This is a genomic window from Collimonas pratensis (assembly GCF_001584185.1).
Taxonomy (GTDB): Bacteria; Pseudomonadota; Gammaproteobacteria; order Burkholderiales; family Burkholderiaceae_D; genus Collimonas; species Collimonas pratensis.
Genome location: NZ_CP013234.1, coordinates 5,211,878 through 5,229,659, shown reverse-complemented (window position 1 = coordinate 5,229,659; position 17,782 = coordinate 5,211,878). Strand labels below are relative to the sequence as shown.

The 17,782-nt window shown below is 60.2% G+C and carries 16 protein-coding genes and 1 riboswitch; of the genes, 9 read left to right on the top strand and 7 right to left on the bottom strand.

All coding sequences use genetic code 11. The features are described from left to right. Positions 1-143 precede the first annotated feature (143 nt). Positions 144-461: a YXWGXW repeat-containing protein gene (locus CPter91_RS23275; RefSeq protein ID WP_061944844.1), complete on the top strand. Its 318-nt coding sequence runs from the start codon at positions 144-146 to the stop codon at positions 459-461. 17 nt (positions 462-478) lie between these two features. Here the strand turns inward: CPter91_RS23275 and mnmC1 are convergent, their stop codons facing one another. Then, positions 479-2,257, bottom strand: a complete 1,779-nt coding sequence (gene mnmC1, locus CPter91_RS23270) for an FAD-dependent 5-carboxymethylaminomethyl-2-thiouridine(34) oxidoreductase MnmC1 (protein WP_061944841.1) — start codon at positions 2,255-2,257, stop codon at positions 479-481. 178 nt (positions 2,258-2,435) lie between these two features. On the opposite strand from mnmC1, the gene hemN reads away from it, so the two are divergent. Further along, on the top strand, positions 2,436-3,863 hold the full coding sequence (hemN, locus tag CPter91_RS23265) for an oxygen-independent coproporphyrinogen III oxidase (protein ID WP_061946560.1): 1,428 nt from the start codon (positions 2,436-2,438) through the stop codon (positions 3,861-3,863). Positions 3,864-3,872: 9 nt separating this feature from the next. On the opposite strand, the gene fnr is transcribed toward hemN, so the two are convergent. The 4 genes from fnr to CPter91_RS23245 form a co-directional block, all read right to left on the bottom strand. After that, entirely contained in the window at positions 3,873-4,622 is a 750-nt protein-coding gene (gene fnr, locus CPter91_RS23260) for a fumarate/nitrate reduction transcriptional regulator Fnr (RefSeq protein ID WP_061944838.1), read from the bottom strand. Between the two features lie 103 nt (positions 4,623-4,725). Next, positions 4,726-5,814, bottom strand: a complete 1,089-nt coding sequence (locus tag CPter91_RS23255) for a fatty acid desaturase (RefSeq protein WP_236905894.1) — start codon at positions 5,812-5,814, stop codon at positions 4,726-4,728. A 113-nt stretch (positions 5,815-5,927) separates the two neighbouring features. Continuing rightward, positions 5,928-6,536 (bottom strand): OmpW/AlkL family protein, encoded by a 609-nt coding sequence (locus CPter91_RS23250; protein ID WP_061944833.1) that lies wholly within the window; start codon positions 6,534-6,536, stop codon positions 5,928-5,930. A gap of 129 nt (positions 6,537-6,665) precedes the next feature. Further along, entirely contained in the window at positions 6,666-7,682 is a 1,017-nt protein-coding gene (locus tag CPter91_RS23245) for a TraB/GumN family protein (protein WP_150119796.1), read from the bottom strand. Between the two features lie 62 nt (positions 7,683-7,744). Here CPter91_RS23245 and CPter91_RS23240 point away from each other — a divergent pair, with 62 nt between their 5' ends. From CPter91_RS23240 to CPter91_RS23210, 7 genes are all read left to right on the top strand, one after another. Beyond that, positions 7,745-8,473, top strand: coding sequence for a pyrimidine 5'-nucleotidase (locus CPter91_RS23240; protein ID WP_236905893.1), 729 nt, complete (start codon positions 7,745-7,747; stop codon positions 8,471-8,473). Between the two features lie 91 nt (positions 8,474-8,564). Further along, a complete protein-coding gene (gene slmA / locus CPter91_RS23235; RefSeq protein WP_061944824.1) occupies positions 8,565-9,140 on the top strand; it encodes a nucleoid occlusion factor SlmA in 576 nt (191 codons plus the stop codon). 81 nt (positions 9,141-9,221) lie between these two features. Beyond that, the gene (locus CPter91_RS23230) at positions 9,222-10,388 is read left to right on the top strand and encodes an ABC transporter substrate-binding protein (protein ID WP_061944822.1); all 1,167 of its coding nucleotides are present in this window, start codon (positions 9,222-9,224) and stop codon (positions 10,386-10,388) included. A gap of 18 nt (positions 10,389-10,406) precedes the next feature. After that, positions 10,407-11,468: a branched-chain amino acid ABC transporter permease gene (locus CPter91_RS23225; RefSeq protein WP_061944819.1), complete on the top strand. Its 1,062-nt coding sequence runs from the start codon at positions 10,407-10,409 to the stop codon at positions 11,466-11,468. Next, positions 11,468-13,270, top strand: a complete 1,803-nt coding sequence (locus tag CPter91_RS23220) for a branched-chain amino acid ABC transporter ATP-binding protein/permease (RefSeq protein WP_061944816.1) — start codon at positions 11,468-11,470, stop codon at positions 13,268-13,270. The genes CPter91_RS23225 and CPter91_RS23220 overlap by 1 nt, the downstream gene beginning before the upstream one ends. Continuing rightward, on the top strand, positions 13,263-14,021 hold the full coding sequence (locus tag CPter91_RS23215; protein WP_061944813.1) for an ABC transporter ATP-binding protein: 759 nt from the start codon (positions 13,263-13,265) through the stop codon (positions 14,019-14,021). Before CPter91_RS23220 ends, CPter91_RS23215 begins: the two co-directional genes overlap by 8 nt. A gap of 82 nt (positions 14,022-14,103) precedes the next feature. Beyond that, a riboswitch (FMN riboswitch) is annotated at positions 14,104-14,260 on the top strand. Between the two features lie 168 nt (positions 14,261-14,428). Then, positions 14,429-14,962: a 6,7-dimethyl-8-ribityllumazine synthase gene (locus tag CPter91_RS23210; RefSeq protein WP_061944810.1), complete on the top strand. Its 534-nt coding sequence runs from the start codon at positions 14,429-14,431 to the stop codon at positions 14,960-14,962. Positions 14,963-15,022: 60 nt separating this feature from the next. Here the strand turns inward: CPter91_RS23210 and CPter91_RS23205 are convergent, their stop codons facing one another. Both CPter91_RS23205 and CPter91_RS23200 read right to left on the bottom strand, forming a co-directional pair. Continuing rightward, on the bottom strand, positions 15,023-16,828 hold the full coding sequence (locus tag CPter91_RS23205; protein WP_061944807.1) for an alkaline phosphatase D family protein: 1,806 nt from the start codon (positions 16,826-16,828) through the stop codon (positions 15,023-15,025). Positions 16,829-17,015: 187 nt separating this feature from the next. After that, positions 17,016-17,771 carry a HesA/MoeB/ThiF family protein gene (locus CPter91_RS23200; RefSeq protein ID WP_061944805.1) on the bottom strand — a complete coding sequence of 252 codons (756 nt, stop codon included), beginning with the start codon at positions 17,769-17,771 and terminating at the stop codon, positions 17,016-17,018. Between the last annotated feature and the right edge of the window lie 11 nt (positions 17,772-17,782).

Sequence of the window (17,782 nt, the reverse complement as noted above, 5' to 3'; positions counted from 1 at the left end):
GCCGCGCTACGGCTGTCTGCACGGTATTTCGACGTTTTCGAAGTCTGTATCTTTTGGAAACACAAAATTACAAGTGCCCTGATATTTATGACCTATATTTCAATCGTTGTCTGATGTTTTCAAACGAATGAAGGAGGTCCCCAATGAAGATCAAATCGATGTTGTGTGTCTGTGCGCTAGCCTTGAGTGCCGGGTTCATGCTGCCGATGAACCAGGCCCAAGCCCAGGCTTATGTGAATGTCCAGATCGGACAACCGCCGCCACCGCGCTATGAAGTGGTGCCGGCGCCGCGCCGCGGTTTTGTCTGGGCGCCGGGATACTGGCGCTGGAACGGCCGCCGTCACGAATGGATAGGCGGCAGCTGGATCAGGGCGCGGCCGGGCTACCGCTACGTGCCGCCAAGCTGGGTCAGGGGTCCGCGCGGCGACTGGCAGATGCGGCCGTATCGCTGGGATCGTTAAGCTGTAGCAGGGGCGCCTCAGGGCGCCCTTTTTACTGGCGTAGCGCTATCCCGGCGTCGTTCTTTAAGTAAGAAACGCGCCGGGTCGAGCGCAGCGACCAGATCGGCCTCGATCGGCAGCGGCTCCCCTTCCAGTTGCGCCGCCAGCAATTCTGCCGCCAGCGGCGCCCAGATCAATCCCCGCGAAGCGTAACCAAGCAGGCTGTACAGGCCGTCAAAACGCGGCAAATCTTTCAATTTCGCTTCACGTACGCTGCAAGCTCCGTGCTGGTCCGGCACAGCGCCCACCAGCGGCAACCGGTCGCTGGCGACGCAACGAAAGCCGACCCGTCCGGCCAGCTGCAAGGGGCCGGGGCTCCAGCCCGGCAGCATGTTCGCCAGGCGTGCCAGGTTGTCGTCCTGGCTGTCCTGCCGTAATGCCGGATCGGCATCTTCGTCGTAGGAAGCGCCGACGCTGCAGACATTGCCGCAGGGTGGGGTCAGATAGGCTGCGCCGCAAATCACCGGCGCTATCGAAGGCGCCTGACTGGCGTCGACATGGGTGATCTGGCCGCGGATGGCGGCCAGCGGCAAATCCGCTGCCTGCGGGAAGCTGAGTGCTTCGCAGCCGTTGGCCAGTATCAGTACCGGTGCGCGGGCAATTTCGGCGCCGTCTTCGGCGCGCACTATCCAGCTTTGCTGCTGATACTCAAGCTTGTCGATCCGCTGCCCGAAAAGCGTCTGCAAGCTGGCGCCGCAATCGTCCAGCATGGCCTGGCACAGGCTGCGCGGCTGCACCCAGCCGCCGGCAGGAAAATGCCAGCCGCCGTTGCTGACCGGACTGCCGGCCAGGCGTGTGGCGGCAGCTTGCTCCAGCCATTCCGCAAAATCACCCGGATAGCGCCAGTGGCTGGCCAGATTTTGCTGAGCCCGGACGTGTTCGGCATCGCGCGCGATTTGCAGCACACCGCAGGCCGCGCCGGTGAAAGCGTGGCCGATGCCGCCCAGCTGGCGCCAGACATGCTGGGCGAAAAGATAGGCGCTGCGGCTGAGGCGCGAACCCGGATTGTCGTCGCGCGACAGCACAGGCATGAAAATGCCGGCAATGTTGCCTGAGGCTTCCTGCGCTATTTCATCGTGGCGCTCGATCAGGGTCAGCGTCCAGCCGCGCCGCGCCAGCCGCTGGCAGGCGGCGCTGCCGGCCAGTCCGGCGCCGATCACGATCGCGTGGCGTTCTGTCGCCGGCGGGGTAGGCGCGATAGGATATTTGGGCGAAAAGCGCGGCGCAAAATGCGCGCGCAAGGGATCCTCCTCAAAGATGAATCCTGCTTGCCGCAGCGCTGTCCGTTGCGCTTCAAGCGGTGCGGCGTCGGCAACCGAAATGGCAAGACGGGCCTGCCTGGCAGACAATCTGCCCAGCAGGCTAAGCATGGGCAGCGGCCAGGCCTGCCAGTCAGGTCCGCGCAAATGGAAGGCGTCGACGCTGGCCACAATCTGGCGCAGGCAAGCGGCGCTGTCGCCGAACATCAGGGTCAACACCAACTGGCCATCTTGCAAAAAGATGCGGTGAAATCCGGGCACCGCCGTCGGCCAGGCCGCACAGAGCTCAGCCGCGAGGGTTTGCCATTGCGGATTTCTGGTCTGGCGTAGTAGGTCCAGGGATGCAGGCGCCAACGCCAGATAATGCAGCTGGCGCGGACGGCCGGCATCGTCGCGCCAGGCTTGCCAGGTCGTAAAAAACTGTACGCCGTCGCCAAACTCGCTGTCCAGCAGCACGAAGCGGTCCCGTCCCTGCCAGTGGCTGAGGTCTGTCGGCAATGCTGAGGCTGGATGATCGAGAGGCAAGATGGCTGGAAGTAAGTGGAGAATAAGCGATTATAGGCAGTATCGAGCTCGCGGCGGCGATAGTAAAGCGGGCTTGATCTATATCAAAGCGCCGGCCGGCTTGCACGGATACGCTGTAGTGATGGATACAGTCAATTGCCGGAGCCGCGACATGTTAACTTCCCCCAAGCCGATCGCCATTGCTGCACCGCCGGCTGCGCTGGCGTTTGAAGAGGCATTGCTGCGCAAGCTGAATCAACCTGGGCCGCGTTATACCTCCTATCCCACGGCAGACAGGTTCAGCGAACAGTTCGACGCCCAGGCTTATTGCCAGGCAGTCTCCGAGCGGCGCGCGATGGGTGCGCGGCACGCCTTGTCGCTGTATCTGCATATTCCGTTTTGCGATACGGTCTGTTACTACTGTGCCTGCAACAAGGTTGTGAGCAAGAACCTGGGCAAGGCCGTCGTTTACCTGACCTATCTGCAGCGCGAGATTGCAATGCAGGCGGCTTTGTTTGACGGCATGAACCAGGTCGAACAGCTGCATTTCGGCGGCGGCACGCCGACCTATCTGAGCGACCGCCAGATGAGCGAACTGATGGCGCATCTGCATCGGCATTTTCAGTTTGCATCCGATCAGCTGGGCGAGTATTCGATAGAAGTCGATCCGCGCACTGTCACACCGAAACGTATCGTCACGTTGCGCCGCCAGGGTTTCAATCGGCTCAGCCTGGGCGTACAGGACTTCAATCCCGCGGTACAGAAAGCGGTGAACCGGATCCAGGCCGAAGAAGACACGCTGCGCATCATCGATGCAGCGCGTTTTGCCGGTTTCCGTTCGGTCAGCATCGATCTGATCTATGGTTTACCCAAACAGAGCCTGGCATCCATTGCGCAAACGCTGGAGAAGGTGATCGCCGCGTCGCCGGACCGCATCGCTATTTACAATTATGCCCATATGCCGCACTTGTTCAAACCGCAAAGGCGGATTGCCGACAGCGACCTGCCTGCGCCGGCCGTCAAGATCGACATGCTGTTCCTGTGCATCCAGCGCCTGACCGAGGCTGGTTATGTGTATATCGGCATGGATCACTTTGCCAAGCCGGACGACGATCTGGCGATCGCGCAGCGGCAAGGGCGTTTGCATCGTAATTTCCAAGGATATTCGACCCATGCCGAGTCTGACCTGGTGGCATGCGGCGTATCGGCGATCAGCGCTGTCGGCGCCAGCTATAGCCAGAATGAAAAAACGCTGGAAGCCTACTACCGGCGGCTTGACCTGCAACAATTACCGATTGCGCGCGGCATCAAGCTGAACATGGACGATTTGCTGCGGCGGCTGATCATCCAGCACCTGATGTGCCATTTCGAGCTGTCGCTGGCATCGATCGAGATCGCGTATCCGGTCCGCTTTGCGGAATATTTCGCGGCCGAACTGGCCCAGTTGCGGCTGCTGGAGGCCGACGGCTTGCTCACGCTGGACCAGGAATGGATCAGCGTGACCATGAAAGGGCGTTTGCTGATCCGTAATATCTGTATGGTGTTCGACCGTTATCTGGATCCGCACAGGACGCCGCTGCGCTATTCAAAAACCATCTGAAGCCAGATCTCAGCAGGCTTCGGCCCCAGTCGCCAGCGCTTTCAGCATTGGCAAATCGGTCAGTTCGATTTGCCTGTTGCTGACTTTCAGCAGGCCATCCTTCTTGAGCTTGGACAGCAGGCGGCTGATGCTTTCGATCGTCAGGCCGAGATAGTTGCCGATGTCTTCGCGCGTCATGCGCAGCTGAAAACTGGTCGACGAATAGCCGCGCGCTGCATAGCGTGACGACAGGTTCACCAGGAACGCCGCAAAGCGCTGCTCGGCGCGCATATTTCCCAGCAACAGGATGACGCTTTGCTCGCGCGTGATTTCCTTGCTCATGATGCGATGAAAATGCCGCAGCAGCGTCGGAATCTCGCCGAACAGTTCTTCCAGCCGCGCAAATGGAATTTCGCAGACTTCACTATCTTCCAAGGCGACCGCGTCGCATTGATGGGTATCGGTGCTGATCGCATCCATGCCGAGCAATTCGCCGGTCATCTGAAATCCGGTGATCTGCCGCGCGCCGTCGGGATTGGTTTGCGAAGTCTTGAGCTGGCCGACCCGCACCGCATACAGGGAAACGAACTTGTCGCCGATGCGATACAGGCTGGCTTCGCGCGATACGCGGCGGCGGCCGATAATGCCGTCGAGCCGTTGCATCTCAGGTTCATCCAACCCCATCGGCAGGCACAGCTGATGCATGCTGCAAGACGAGCAGCTGGTGCGCAGGGCTCGGATATCCAGCAGCGGCGCTGCACGGAGTGGGGCTTGATTCATGGCGGGATCCGATGGAGGGCGTGGCGTTGCAACTTGCCAAGATCCCTCATTCTACCGCCATGCGCACTGCTACGGCCGCAATCCTGCCGCAATTGCACGCTACTCAATTGACGAAGGCTGCCGCGCTGGTCGGCATGCCGGAAAAATCGGTCCAGCAATGGCGCCGGAAATCGTACAGCTTGCAGCGCCGTGCGGTGTCAAAATACCAGCGCCAGGAGAATTTCTGGATCACGATGCGCAAAGGCAGCATGGTCTCCAGGATCTGTTGCGCTTCTTGCAGGCGATATAGCGGGATGCTCATGTCAACGTGGTGTGCAGTGTGTTCCATGATGTGATGCAAGAGCGCGCCGATACGGTAGCGAAAGGTCAGATGCACCGTGGTGGAGACAAACGGCTGCGCAGCTGCCCATACGGTTTTCTGGTCATACCAGGCAACACCCGTGTGGGTGTGATGCACGTACACGACAAAGCCGATCATGGCATTCCAGAATAGCCAAGGCATGATGAATCCGGCCAGCAAGGTCAGCCATACCGGCTGCGCGGTGATCAATGCGGCGGCGGCCAGCAGGGCAATCCAGAACAGCGCTGCCGCCGTGACCAGGATGCCGTCCCAGACGAACACCGGACGCCGCGTAGGCATGGTGCGGCGGCTCGGAAAATACATACGTTGCCACCACATTTCTATCAGGTAGTAGAGCCAGGGCGCCCAGCCGCTGCGGTAGACGCGTTCCAGCCATTGACGCCAGCGCGGCAGCGCCTGGAATTCCTCCAGCGACAGCGGATGCCAGACAAAATCGAAGCCCTTCAGGTTGGTATAACCATGATGCACCACGTTGTGTCCCACATCCCACAAACTGTACGGGGTCAGCGAAGGCAGGAACACCAGGCGGCCGAGCCAGCGGTTGAGGCGCCGGTGCGGTGTAAAGCTTTGATGGCAGGCATCATGGCCAAGTATGAACAGGCGGCCGATGATGAACCCGGCGATTGCGCCGAGCAGAAATTTTGCAGCGATATTCTGGAGCCAGACGGTGGCGGCAATCGCCGCTGCAAGCAGGAAAAGATCGAGCAGCACCAGCGTCAGCGCGCGGCCGGTGCTGCGTTGCGCGATTGGCAGCAGCCAGGAGCGGATCACTTTTCGATGCGGCATGGCGGCCGCCGGGGACACCGGCTCTGGCAAGTGAGAGAATTTCATCAGGAAAACCTTTGATATAGAGATAACGCCGGCTGATCTTAGAAGACATAGGGCAGCCGGGCGTTGATTTCGATCAAAGATTATTCAGATTGCAGGGCCGCTTGCAGTATCGCTTAGAAGCGGTAGCCGACGCCCATGCCGATCAGCCATGGATCGATCTGGACACGGCTGATTTTTTCGCCGCCGGCATAGACGTCGCTGCGGATCTGCAGTTTTTTCACATCCAGGTTCAAGGACCAGTTCTTGTCCAGCTTGTAGTCCAGCCCGGCCTGCAATGCCAATCCCCAGCTGCTGTGGTCGAGCTGGCCCGCGCCGCCCAGCAGGTCGACGCTGGAGATGTGCGTATAGTTGATGCCGGCGCCAACATAAGGACTGAATGCGGCTTGCGGCAGGAAATGGTATTGCAAGGTCAGTGTCGGCGGCAGATGTTTGAAGCTGCCGATTTTCTTGCCGTCCAGCGTGACATCTTGCTTTTGCGGATAGGTCAGGACCAGCTCGGTTGCCCAGTTTTGCGTGAAAAAGTAGGAAATGTCGATTTCCGGGATGGTTTTGGAATTGACTTGCAAGCGATCGGATGCGCCTATGCCGCCTACCGCGTCCGATTTGTTTGCAGGTTTCAGGTAGTCGACACGCATCCGTACCTGCCAGGGACTTTCCTGGGCCATGCCGTTTCCGGCCAGGCCCAGTATCGATAACGCCAATATGCATGCAGCTGTTTTCATTTCCGCTTCCCGTTTAGTCTGTGTTGTGGTCTGTATCGACCTGCACTGTAAAAGGGAAAGCTGAAATTTGATTTGATGTAAGTCAAATCATGGGCAGAACGGTGGAAGCGGCCTGAACGCCGCAGGATTTTAGTATAGGCGTTTCACCGTATAGCCGCGTTGCTGCAGGATCGCCAGTACGCTGTTCGGACCGACCAGATGCAGCATGCCGATGGCGACGAAGGGCTCGGCTGCCGAGCTGGTCAGTTTTGCGATGCCGTCGGCTAAGCCGGGATTCCTGCCGTCCAGCAGGGCACGTTGCATGAATTTGCTGGCGAAGCTGTCTTCGGCATTCATTTCCGCCAGCATCGCGGCCAGGCCGTCGATATCGCCGTTGCGCCAAAGGTTGACCAGGTCGAGGGAGCGCTGAGCCTTGCCTGGATCCTGTATCTCATCGACGCTATCCTGCAGGAACTGGACTTGCTCGGCGGGCGACAGATTGCCTAGCAACCCCAGCTGCGCTTCGGCGGTTTCCAGTTCGACCAGACGTTTGTTGCTGCTTTTCGCCAGGCTGGCGAGTGTGCTGTCGACGCCGTATTGCGACAGATAGCCTTGGCTGGCGTATTCGCTGATGCCTAGCATGGTCGCGATCAGCCATGGTTTCAGGCTGGCCACCTGTTCTGGCGCCATATTGTATTTTGCCAGCAGCGCGGCCAGTTGTTTTTGCAGTTTCGGCGGCAAATCTTTCTGGTGCGGTTTGCCATCAAGATAGAAGCCGTATTTTTTCATCAGCGGAATCATGGCCTGGGTATTGCCAGGATCGATTTCCAGGGCGAGGCAGCAAGATTGTTGTAGAGCTTGCAATATTTTTGCGTCCAGCGGATAGAAGTCCGCCTTGCCGACGTGGATGGTGCCGAATACATAGGCGCTGTGGCCATCGCGCTGGATCTGGAACATGGCGCCGCCTTGGCGCATGGCAGCGGACGGCTGCAGGGAAGCGCCGGCCAGGGTGTCCTGGGCGAACAGCGGCGCTGCGCCGGCCAGCAAGGCCCCCAAGCCGAGGGCAAGCATCAGGCTGCGCAACAAGCGGGGGCGGCGCAAGGGCCGCAGCAACTGCGCGAGTAATCCGGCGGCAGGGCCTAATATCACTATAATCTGACGAAACACAGCTTCCCCTTTGGTTAGCGAATTCAACGATTTTAATCCCGGTCCAAGCGCCGGCGCACATCATGGTAATGGATACAGGCAACAAAAAAACAAGGGGAAAGAGAAATACGGCGCTCTGGCTGTTCGATCTGGACAATACTTTGCACAATGCTTCGCATGCGATTTTCCCGGCCATCCACGTCAACATGAATGCTTTCATGGCGCGCACCTTGGGCAGCGGCGGCGTCGATGCCGATGTCGCTACCGTCAATGCCGTCCGCGAGAACTACTGGCGGCGTTATGGCGCAACCTTGCTCGGCATGGTAAAACACCATCAGGTGCGGCCGGAAGATTTTTTGCGCGAGGCGCACCGCTTCGACGATCTGCTGGGCATGATCCGGGCCGAGCGCGGCCTGATCAATCTGCTGAAACGGCTGCCAGGCCGCAAGATCCTGCTGACCAATGCGCCGCTGCGTTATTCCGGCGACGTCATGCGCCATTTGCGCCTGCAGCGTCATTTCGGCAAGCATATATCGATCGAATCCATGCATGTGCACCGCCAGCTGCGGCCGAAGCCGTCGCGCCACCTGCTGCGGCAGCTGATCGCGCGCGAGAAGGTGCCGGCGCGGCGCTGCATCCTGGTGGAGGATACCATCGCCAACCTCAGGGCCGCGAAATGGGTCGGCATGCGCACGGCATGGGTGACGCAGTACCTGAAGGACCAGTCAAATACGATAAAGCGCCCCAATTACGTCGATGTCAAAGTAAAATCCGTCCGTCAGCTGAGCAAGAATCTGCACCGCTTACGTTAGGGCCCCGCTAGCGGCTGCAGGGCGGTTTAACGGGCAGACCGCGCTTCAGCTGCAGTTTTCCTTATCTCCATCATTACTAAAATAAAAAATCATGGCTACTAGCAAACCAGGCGAGCGTAAACTACAAATCCTTCAGACCCTGGCGGTCATGCTGGAACAACCCAAAGGGGAAAAGATCACCACGGCCGCGCTGGCCGCCCGGATCGAGGTGTCGGAGGCGGCGCTGTACCGCCATTTCGCCAGCAAGGCGCAGATGTTCGAAGGCTTGATCGAATTTATCGAGACCACCGTCTTCGGCCTGGTCAACCAGATTACCGAACAGCAGGAAAAGGGACTGCACCAGGCGCAGGCAATTACCCTGATGCTGTTGAATTTTGCCGAACGTAATCCAGGCATGACGCGGGTCATGATCGGCGATGCGCTGATCAACGAGGATGAGCGCCTGCAGCTGCGCATGAACCAGTTTGTCGACCGTATCGAACTGGCGCTGAAACAGGCGCTGCGCACGGCCGCCGCGCAGGGCGAGGCGAATGAAGCGGAAACCGCGATGCGCGCCAATATCCTGACCAGTTTCGTGCTGGGCCGCTGGCAGCGTTTCGCCAAAAGCCGTTTCCAGCACAAGCCCAGCGCCGACGCCGCGCAGCAGGTTGCGCTGATGCTGGTCTGATTTTTTTGCTACCATCGCTGGCTGGCGTCGTGCTGGCCGGCTTGGCTGGCGCGCGCGGTACAACTCAATGGAGCAGAGCAGATGAAAAAAGCATGGTTGGGGACAAGCGTTTCCGCGGCACTGGCAATTACCCTGGCCGCCGGCAGCGCGCATGCCCAGATCAAGGTCGGCGTGAGCGTTTCCGCCACCGGTCCGGCGGCGTCGCTGGGCATTCCTGAGAAAAACACGTTTGCCCTGCTGCCCAAGGAAATCGCCGGCCAGAAGGTGCAATACATCGTGCTGGATGACGCCACCGACAGCACCACCGCGGTAAAGAACGCGCGCAAGCTGGTCAGCGAAGAAAAAGTCGACCTGCTGATCGGTTCGACCGCTGTGCCCGGTTCGCTGGCGATGAGCGATGTCGCCGCCGAATCCGGCACGCCGATGATTTCGATGGCGGCTTCGGCTTCGCTGGTGGAACCGGTCGACGCCAAGCGGCGCTGGATTTTCAAGACGCCGCAGAACGATTCGCACATGGCGACCGCGATCATCGCCCACATGGCGGATGCCGGCGTCAAGAGCGTGGCCTTTATCGGCTTTTCGGATGCCTACGGCGAAGGCTGGTACCGCGAATTTTCCAAGCTGGCTGAACTGCGCAAGATCAAGATCGTCGCCAATGAACGCTTCGCCCGTCCCGACACGTCCGTGACCGGCCAGGTCTTGAAGATAGTCAGCGCCAATCCGGATGCCGTGCTGATCGCCGGCGCCGGCACGCCCGCTGCCTTGCCGCAGAAAACCTTGAAAGAGCGCGGCTACAAAGGCAAGATCTACCAGACCCACGGTGTCGCCAACAATGATTTCCTGCGCGTCTGCGGCAAGGATTGCGAAGGCACTTTCCTGCCTGCCGGCCCGTTGCTGGTGGCGGAGCAGCTGCCCGACAGCAATCCGGTCAAGAGATCCGCCATGGCCTACCGCAGCGCCTATGAGAAGGCGTACGGCGTCGGCAGCATTTCCACTTTCGGCGGCCATGCCTGGGATGCCGGCATGCTGCTTGGCGCGGCCGCGCCTCAAGCGCTCAAGAAAGCTAAGCCAGGCACACCGGAATTCCGTCTCGCGCTGCGCGACGGCATCGAAGCCATCAAGAACCTGCCGGTCTCCCAGGGTATCGTCAACATGAGCCCGACCGACCACGTCGGTTTCGATCAGCGCGCCCGCGTGATGGTGGAAATCGTCAACGGCAAATGGAAGCTGCTGGGCGCCGCGCAATAACGCTGCATAGAAAAAAGCATGGATCTTTCAATCGCCGCCATCCTGGCTCAGGATGGCATCACCAGCGGCGCCGTATATGCGCTGCTGGCGCTGGCGCTGGTGCTGGTGTTTTCGGTTACCCGCGTCATTTTCATCCCGCAGGGCGAATTCGTGGCGTTCGGCGCCTTGACGCTGGCGGCCATCCAGGCCGACAAATTTCCCTTGTCGGCAACGCTGCTGGTGGCGCTCGGAGTATTGAGTTTCATCCAGGAAGCCGTGATGCTGCTGGCCGGCCGCAATGGTGAAAGCCGCGCGATGCTGGTCCGGCGCAGCAGCCTGGCGTTACTCAAATTTGTCCTGCTGCCCGTGGCAATCTATGGCGTTGCTCGCATGTACGGCCATGCCTCCCTGGCGATGCCTTTGCAGGTCTTGCTGACGCTGGCGATCGTGGTGCCGATGGGGCCGATGGTGTATCGCCTGGCGTTCCAGCCGCTGGCGGAGGCCAGCACTCTGGTGCTGCTGATTGTCTCGGTAGCGGTGCACTATGCCTTGATCGGCATCGGCTTGCTGATGTTTGGCGCCGAAGGTTCGCGCACGACCTCGTTCTCCGACGCCCGTTTCGACATCGGCGGCTTGACCGTCTCCGGCCAGAGCTGCGTCATCATCGCGGTGTCGCTGCTGCTGATTGTCGCCCTCTATCTATACTTTGAACGTACCTTATCGGGCAAGGCCTTGCGGGCGACCGCAGTCAACCGCCTCGGCGCACGCCTGGTCGGCATCGGCACCACGCAAGCGGGACGGCTGGCGTTCACGCTGGCTGCGGCACTGGGCGCCTTGTGCGGCATTTTGATTGCACCGCTGACTACCATCTACTACGACAGCGGTTTCCTGATCGGCTTGAAAGGTTTCGTCGGCGCCATCATCGGCGGCCTCGGTAGCTATCCGATTGCTGCCGCCGGCGCTTTGCTGGTGGGTTTGCTGGAATCGTATTCATCGTTCTGGGCTAGCGCCTTCAAGGAAGTGATCGTGTTTACCCTGATCATTCCGGTGTTGCTGTGGCGTTCGTTGAGCAGCAAGCAGATTGACGAGGGAGACCAGTGATGCCGCGCTTTTCTGCCGGCAAACTGCCGTTCATCCTGTTCGTGGCGATCCTGCTGTTGCTGCCGGTATTGCCGACGCCGGAGTTCTGGATCACGTTGTCGAACTACATCGGCCTGTATGCCATCGTGGCCCTGGGACTGGTGCTGCTGACTGGCATCGGCGGCCTGACGTCTTTTGGCCAGGCGGCTTTTGTCGGCCTTGGCGCCTATTCCACTGCTTATCTCAGCACCCAGTTCGGACTGTCGCCGTGGATCGGTTTGCTGGCTGGCCTGAGCGTGACGACGCTGGCGGCGCTGGCGATCGGCGGCATTACCATGCGCTTGTCAGGGCATTTCCTGCCGCTAGGCACCATAGCTTGGGCCTTGTCGTTGTATTTCTTGTTCGGTAATCTGGAATTCCTGGGCAAGTACGATGGCTTGAACGGTATCCCTGCCATCAGCCTGTTTGGTATTGAACTCGATAGCGGCCGCAAGATGTTCTACCTGATCTGGGCCATCCTTCTGCTGGCGCTGGCAGGCTTGCAGAACCTCTTGAATTCGCGCTCCGGCCGCGCCATCCGGGCGCTCAATGGCGGCGGAGTGATGGCGGAAGCGATGGGCGTCAATACCGCCTGGATCAAGGTGTTGATCTTTGTGTTGGCGGCCTTGCTGGCCAGCGTCTCGGGCTGGCTGTATGCGCATCTGCAACGCTCGGTGAGTCCGACCCCGTTCGGCTTGAATGCCGGCATCGAATACCTGTTCATGGCGGTGGTCGGCGGCGCCGGCTATGTATGGGGGGCGATCCTGGGATCGGCCTTGCTGACCGTGCTGAAGGACCAGCTGCAATCGTGGCTGCCGACACTGCTGGGCGCCAGCGGCAATTTCGAAACCATCGTCTTCGGCATCCTGATGGTGCTGCTGCTGCAGCGTGCGCGCGATGGCTTGTGGCCGCATCTGCGCAAGCTGGTTCCTGCCGGTGCGTTGGCTAGAGCGCCTGAGTCGGCAGCCGCGCTGCCGGCAAGAGACAAGCCGGCCGGCATCGGTGTGATGCTGGAAGTCGAGCGTGCACGCAAGGAGTTCGGCGGGCTGGTGGCGGTGAACGACATCAGCTTCAGCGTCGGCGCTGGCCAGATCGTCGGCCTGATCGGTCCCAACGGCGCCGGCAAATCGACCATGTTCAACCTGGTGACGGGCGTCTTGCCATTGACTAGCGGCTCGATCAAATTCCGCACTGGGCAGGGCTTGCAAGCGATCTCGGGTTTGCCGTCGCGCCAGATTGTCGCGCGCGGGATTGCCCGCACCTTCCAGCATGTGCGCCTGATGAGCAGCATGTCGGTGCTGGAGAACGTCGCTATCGGCGCCCACCTGCGCGGTACGCACAAGGACGTCGGCGGTATCGCCGCCAGCCTGCTGCGGCTGAACCGAGCCGAAGAGCAAGCCTTGCTGTTCGAGGCTAAAACGCAGCTCGAGCGCGTCGGCCTTGGGCATTTGCTCTATGAAGAGGCCGGCAGCCTGGCATTGGGCCAGCAGCGGATTCTGGAAATCGCGCGTGCCCTGTGCTGCGATCCCACCCTGCTGTTGCTGGACGAGCCGGCCGCCGGCTTGCGCTATCAGGAAAAGCTGGCGTTGGCTGATCTGCTGCGCAAGCTGAGGGCCGAAGGGATGAGCATTTTGCTGGTGGAGCACGACATGGATTTTGTCATGAACCTGACCGACCGCCTGGTCGTGATGGAATTCGGCAGCAAGATTGCGGAAGGTCTGCCGACCGAAATCCAGCAAGACCCGGCTGTGCTGGAAGCTTATCTGGGAGGCATCGATGAGTAACGCCGTTGCCAATCCGGTGCTGGAAGTGAACGATCTTCACGTCGCCTATGGCAAGGTGGAGGCCTTGCACGGTGCCAGCCTGCAAGTCGGCGCCGGCCAGATCGTGACCGTGATCGGCCCCAACGGCGCCGGCAAGTCGACCATGCTGAACGCGCTTGCCGGCGCCATGCCGGCCAACGGCAGCATGCGCGGTACAGTGCGTTTGCTGGGCCAGGATACGGCCGGCGTGGCAGTCGAAACCCGGGTCGCGCGCGGCATGTGCCTGGTGCCGGAAAAACGTGAACTGTTTGCCAGCATGACGGTGCAGGACAATCTGCTGCTCGGTAGTTATCGACGCTATAAGGCTGGCGAGAGCGGCTACGCCGATCAGATGGCGGTGGTGTACGAACTGTTCCCGCGCTTGCAGGAAAGGCGCAAACAGCAGGCGGGCAGCCTTTCCGGCGGCGAACGGCAAATGCTGGCGCTGGGAAGGGCTCTGATGGCGAAGCCGCAACTGCTGCTGCTGGATGAGCCCAGCCTTGGCCTGGCGCCGCTGATCGTGAAAGAGATCTTTCACATCATCGTGCGCCTCAAGCAGAGCGGTGTGGCGATTCTGCTGGTCGAGCAAAATGCCCGCGCGGCCTTGCAGGCGGCCGATTACGCCTATGTGCTGGAAACCGGCGACATGGCGATGCAAGGACCTGCCGCCGAGCTGGCGCATGACCCCAGGGTGATCGATACCTATCTGGGACTGGCGAAGAAAGCCGGCTGATGTTGCACGCGCCGGATCAGGCCGGCTTGTGCAGCGCCGCAAATTATGTGATAAATTCTTGGCTCGGTTAAGCAATTGACCGAGACGTTCTCAGGGCGGGGTGCGATTCCCCACCGGCGGTAATTGCGTGCAATGCGCATAGCCCGCGAGCGCTTGTTGCTACGGATGTGGCAGCAAGGTCAGCAGACCCGGTTGGATTCCGGGGCCGACGGTATAGTCCGGATAAAGAGAGAACAGGTTGTACCGTACTGCTAGCTTCGATAAGAATCTTGCTGCATGTCGCCCAGGCGACGGCGGTGTTGTTGCCATCGGCATGAGCTGTGGCGTGATTTTTGTCGAGGCCGGTGAGTGCGCGCTTCCTTTCGATCCAACGCGCCCTGTTTTTATCATTTAAACAGGAGAGTCAGATGCAACAGCAACACACAAGCGATATCAAGGCAAGAATCCCCGGCGCAGCGAATGAACGCATCGCCTTCATCCAGGCTGGCTGGCATCGCGAGATTGTCGATCAATGCCGCGTCGCTTTCATTGCCGAAATCGGCAAGGCCGGCTATAGCGAACAAGACATCGATTTCTTTGAAGTCGCCGGCGCCTTTGAAATTCCCTTGCATGCCAAGCTTTTAGCCAACAGCGGTCGTTACGCAGCCGTGGTGGCCACCGGGCTGGTAGTGGATGGCGGCATCTATCGCCACGAATTCGTCGCCCACGCAGTGATCGACGGCTTGATGCAGGTGCAGCTGGAAACCGGCGTACCGGTATTGTCGGCAGTGCTGACCCCGCATCATTTCCACGGCGGCGCAGAACATCACAATTATTTCTTCGAGCATTTCCTGGTGAAGGGCGCAGAAGCTGCGCGTGCCTGCGCCGACACTATCCAGAAGCTGCGTGCGCTGAAGGCCATGCAAGCGCCTGGCGCGGTACGCGCCCTGCATAGCGCCTAAGGGAAGATCCGCTGTCGCCCGCGCTTGCCAGTGCGGGCGATAGCGGCGTTTAGTGCACGATCAGACGTTGTCTTCGATCAGCGGCGTGCTCGAACCCTTGGCCAGCGTCATGCGGGTGCGTTTCAGCAAAGGCTGCGCCGGCGCGCTGCCGTCGCCGGCCAGCGGCTTGACCTTGTTGAACATCACGACCATGCTGTCGCTGGTGATGGTGGCCGTGGCGTAGCCCTGGGCATCATGGTCGACATAGGCAAAGTCGGGATTGAAGTGCTTCAGCAGATTGTCGAAAATCTGCGGCGTCTGCACCAGTGCGCCCAGCAACGGATTGACGACCGCGGCACCGGACTTGATGTAGTTATAGAAGGACTGGCTACTGATGCCGGCCGTCAGGAAATCCACCAATACCGGCCGACTGTTCAGGTCGCCAGGATTGGCGCGTACCACGCCGCACTGGAAAGCATGCAGGTCGCCGGTGATGGCCACCACGTTCTGGATGTTTTGCGTATCCAGGTAAGACAGCAGTTCCGCTTTGTGGCTGGGGAAGCCGTCCCATGAGTCGCAGTTGATCACATACAGCTGGTTGTAAGGCGGCGGAATGCCCAGCGCCGGCGGCGTCAGGTCGGCCCACATGCGGTTCAGCATGATTTCATTGCCCCACACCTTCCAGGTCGCATCCGAATTTTTCAGGGTGTCTTTCCACCATTGCGTCTGGGTCGGTCCGAGTATCGACGGCGCCCGTCCCAGCTTGGCGGTTTCCTGTGCTTCCATTTGCAGCAAGAGCGGCTGCGGCACAAAGTAGCGCGAGCCGATCGAGTCGTCGCCGTTGACCGGATCATGGCCCAGTTGCTGCGCCACCGACTGCTCGCTGACGATGTGGTCGTCGCGGTACAGGCGCTCGTCGGTCATCACCAGGTGCACCAGTTTGCCGAAACGGAAATCGCGATAGATACGGATATTCTGGTAGCTGCTGTTGTTGAGGTCGAAGGAGAGGTCGCCGAAATCGATGGGCGTGTATTCCGCCCAGGCCTGGGTAGCGCTGCGGCGGCGCGCGGTCTGCTGCTTGTTTTCGTTGGTGTAGACCTGGTGGTCCTGCCAGCAATCGTCCGAGAACTCGTGATCGTCCCAGATCGCGATGACCGGAAATTTATGGTGGATGCTTTGCAGGCGCGCATCGGTCTTGTAGGTGCGGTACAGGGTGCGGTAGTCATTGACGGTATTGGCGTAGATTCCGCCGCCCGGATGCGCCAGGCCGTCCGGCAGCTTGATCGTGGCGTGCGCCGGTTCTGCGCCGCCGGCCTGGAACGAGGCGCCCACGGTCTCATAGATGTAGTCGCCGACGTGCACCACGAAATCCAGACTTTCCTGCGCCAGCAAGGACATCGCCTGCCAGTGGTTGACTGACCAGTCCTGGCAGGTGAACCAGGCAAAGCGCACCTGGCTGTTGCTGCTGCTGGCCAGCGGCGCAGTCTTGGTCTGGGCTGTGACGCTGACATCGCTGCCGGCGGTAAACCGGTAGTAATACACGGTGTCGGGGGTGAGCTGGGTGACTTTGGCGCGCACCGTGAAATCGTAGTCGGCGCTGGCGCTCAGGTTGACTTGCGCCGCGTAGCTCGAGAAATCCTGCCTGGTGGAGACATCCAGGCGCACGTTGATTGCATCGGCAACGGCGCCGTTGCTGCGCACCACCCGGCCCCAGAAGACGACGCTGCTCTCTTTCGGATCGCCGGAGGCGATCCCCTGTGGAAATGCAAATACCCCGGCAGCGCCGCTGTCGATATCGGTGCCGCCGCCACAGGCGCTCAGCATGCCGGATGTCGCTGCGACTACCGTGAAAAATGCCGAACCCTTCAAAAACTCTCTGCGCTTCATTGCTTTGTCTCCCGCTTATAGTTATGTGATGTTTAGCGCGTCATTTGATGACACGATAACAAGACGTAATTTAAAGCAGCGGGAGGAAATGCAGGAAGAAAAAAGAGGCAATCCGAGGGTTATTACTAATAATCAACTTGGCAATTGCATAAACGCCGATTCGCATGCAGTACCTTGCAATGCATATTCAGGGATGCTGCGTTCCGCACACCGGGCAGCCGGCATCGCGGGCGACGCCGATGCGGGTCCACTCCATGCTGCGGGCATCCAGCATCAGCAGCACGCCCGCTAATGACGTGCCGATGCCGGCGATCAGCTTGAGCGCTTCGGCCGCCTGCATGCTGCCGATGATGCCGACCAGCGGCGCAAACACACCCATGGTGGCGCAAGCCACTTCCTCAAATTCGCGGTCCGGGGGAAACAGGCAGGCGTAGCAGGGCGATGTGTCGGAGCGTGGATCGAAGACGCTGATCTGGCCGTCGAACTGGATTGCCGCGCCCGATACCAGCGGCACTTTCAAGAAAACGCAGGCGCGGTTGATGGCTTGCCGGGTGGCGAAATTGTCGCTGCAGTCGATCACCACGTCGGCCGTGGCGATCAGTTGCTGCAGGCGGGCCTGGTCTGCGCGCTCGGACAGGGCGACGATGTCGATGTCAGGATTGATCTGCGTCATGGCAGTCTTGCCCGAGCTGACCTTGGCCAGGCCGACGCGCTCGCTGGTATGCAGGATTTGCCGTTGCAGGTTGGTCAGGTCGACGGTGTCGTTATCCACCAGCGTAATGCGGCCGACGCCGGCCGACGCCAGGTACAGCGCCACCGGCGAGCCGAGGCCGCCGGCGCCGACGATGAGCGCATGCGCCGCCAGAAATTTCTCCTGGCCGGCGATATCGATATCGTCCAGCAGGATATGGCGCGAATAGCGGAGTAATTGCTGGTCATTCATAGCGTAGGGTG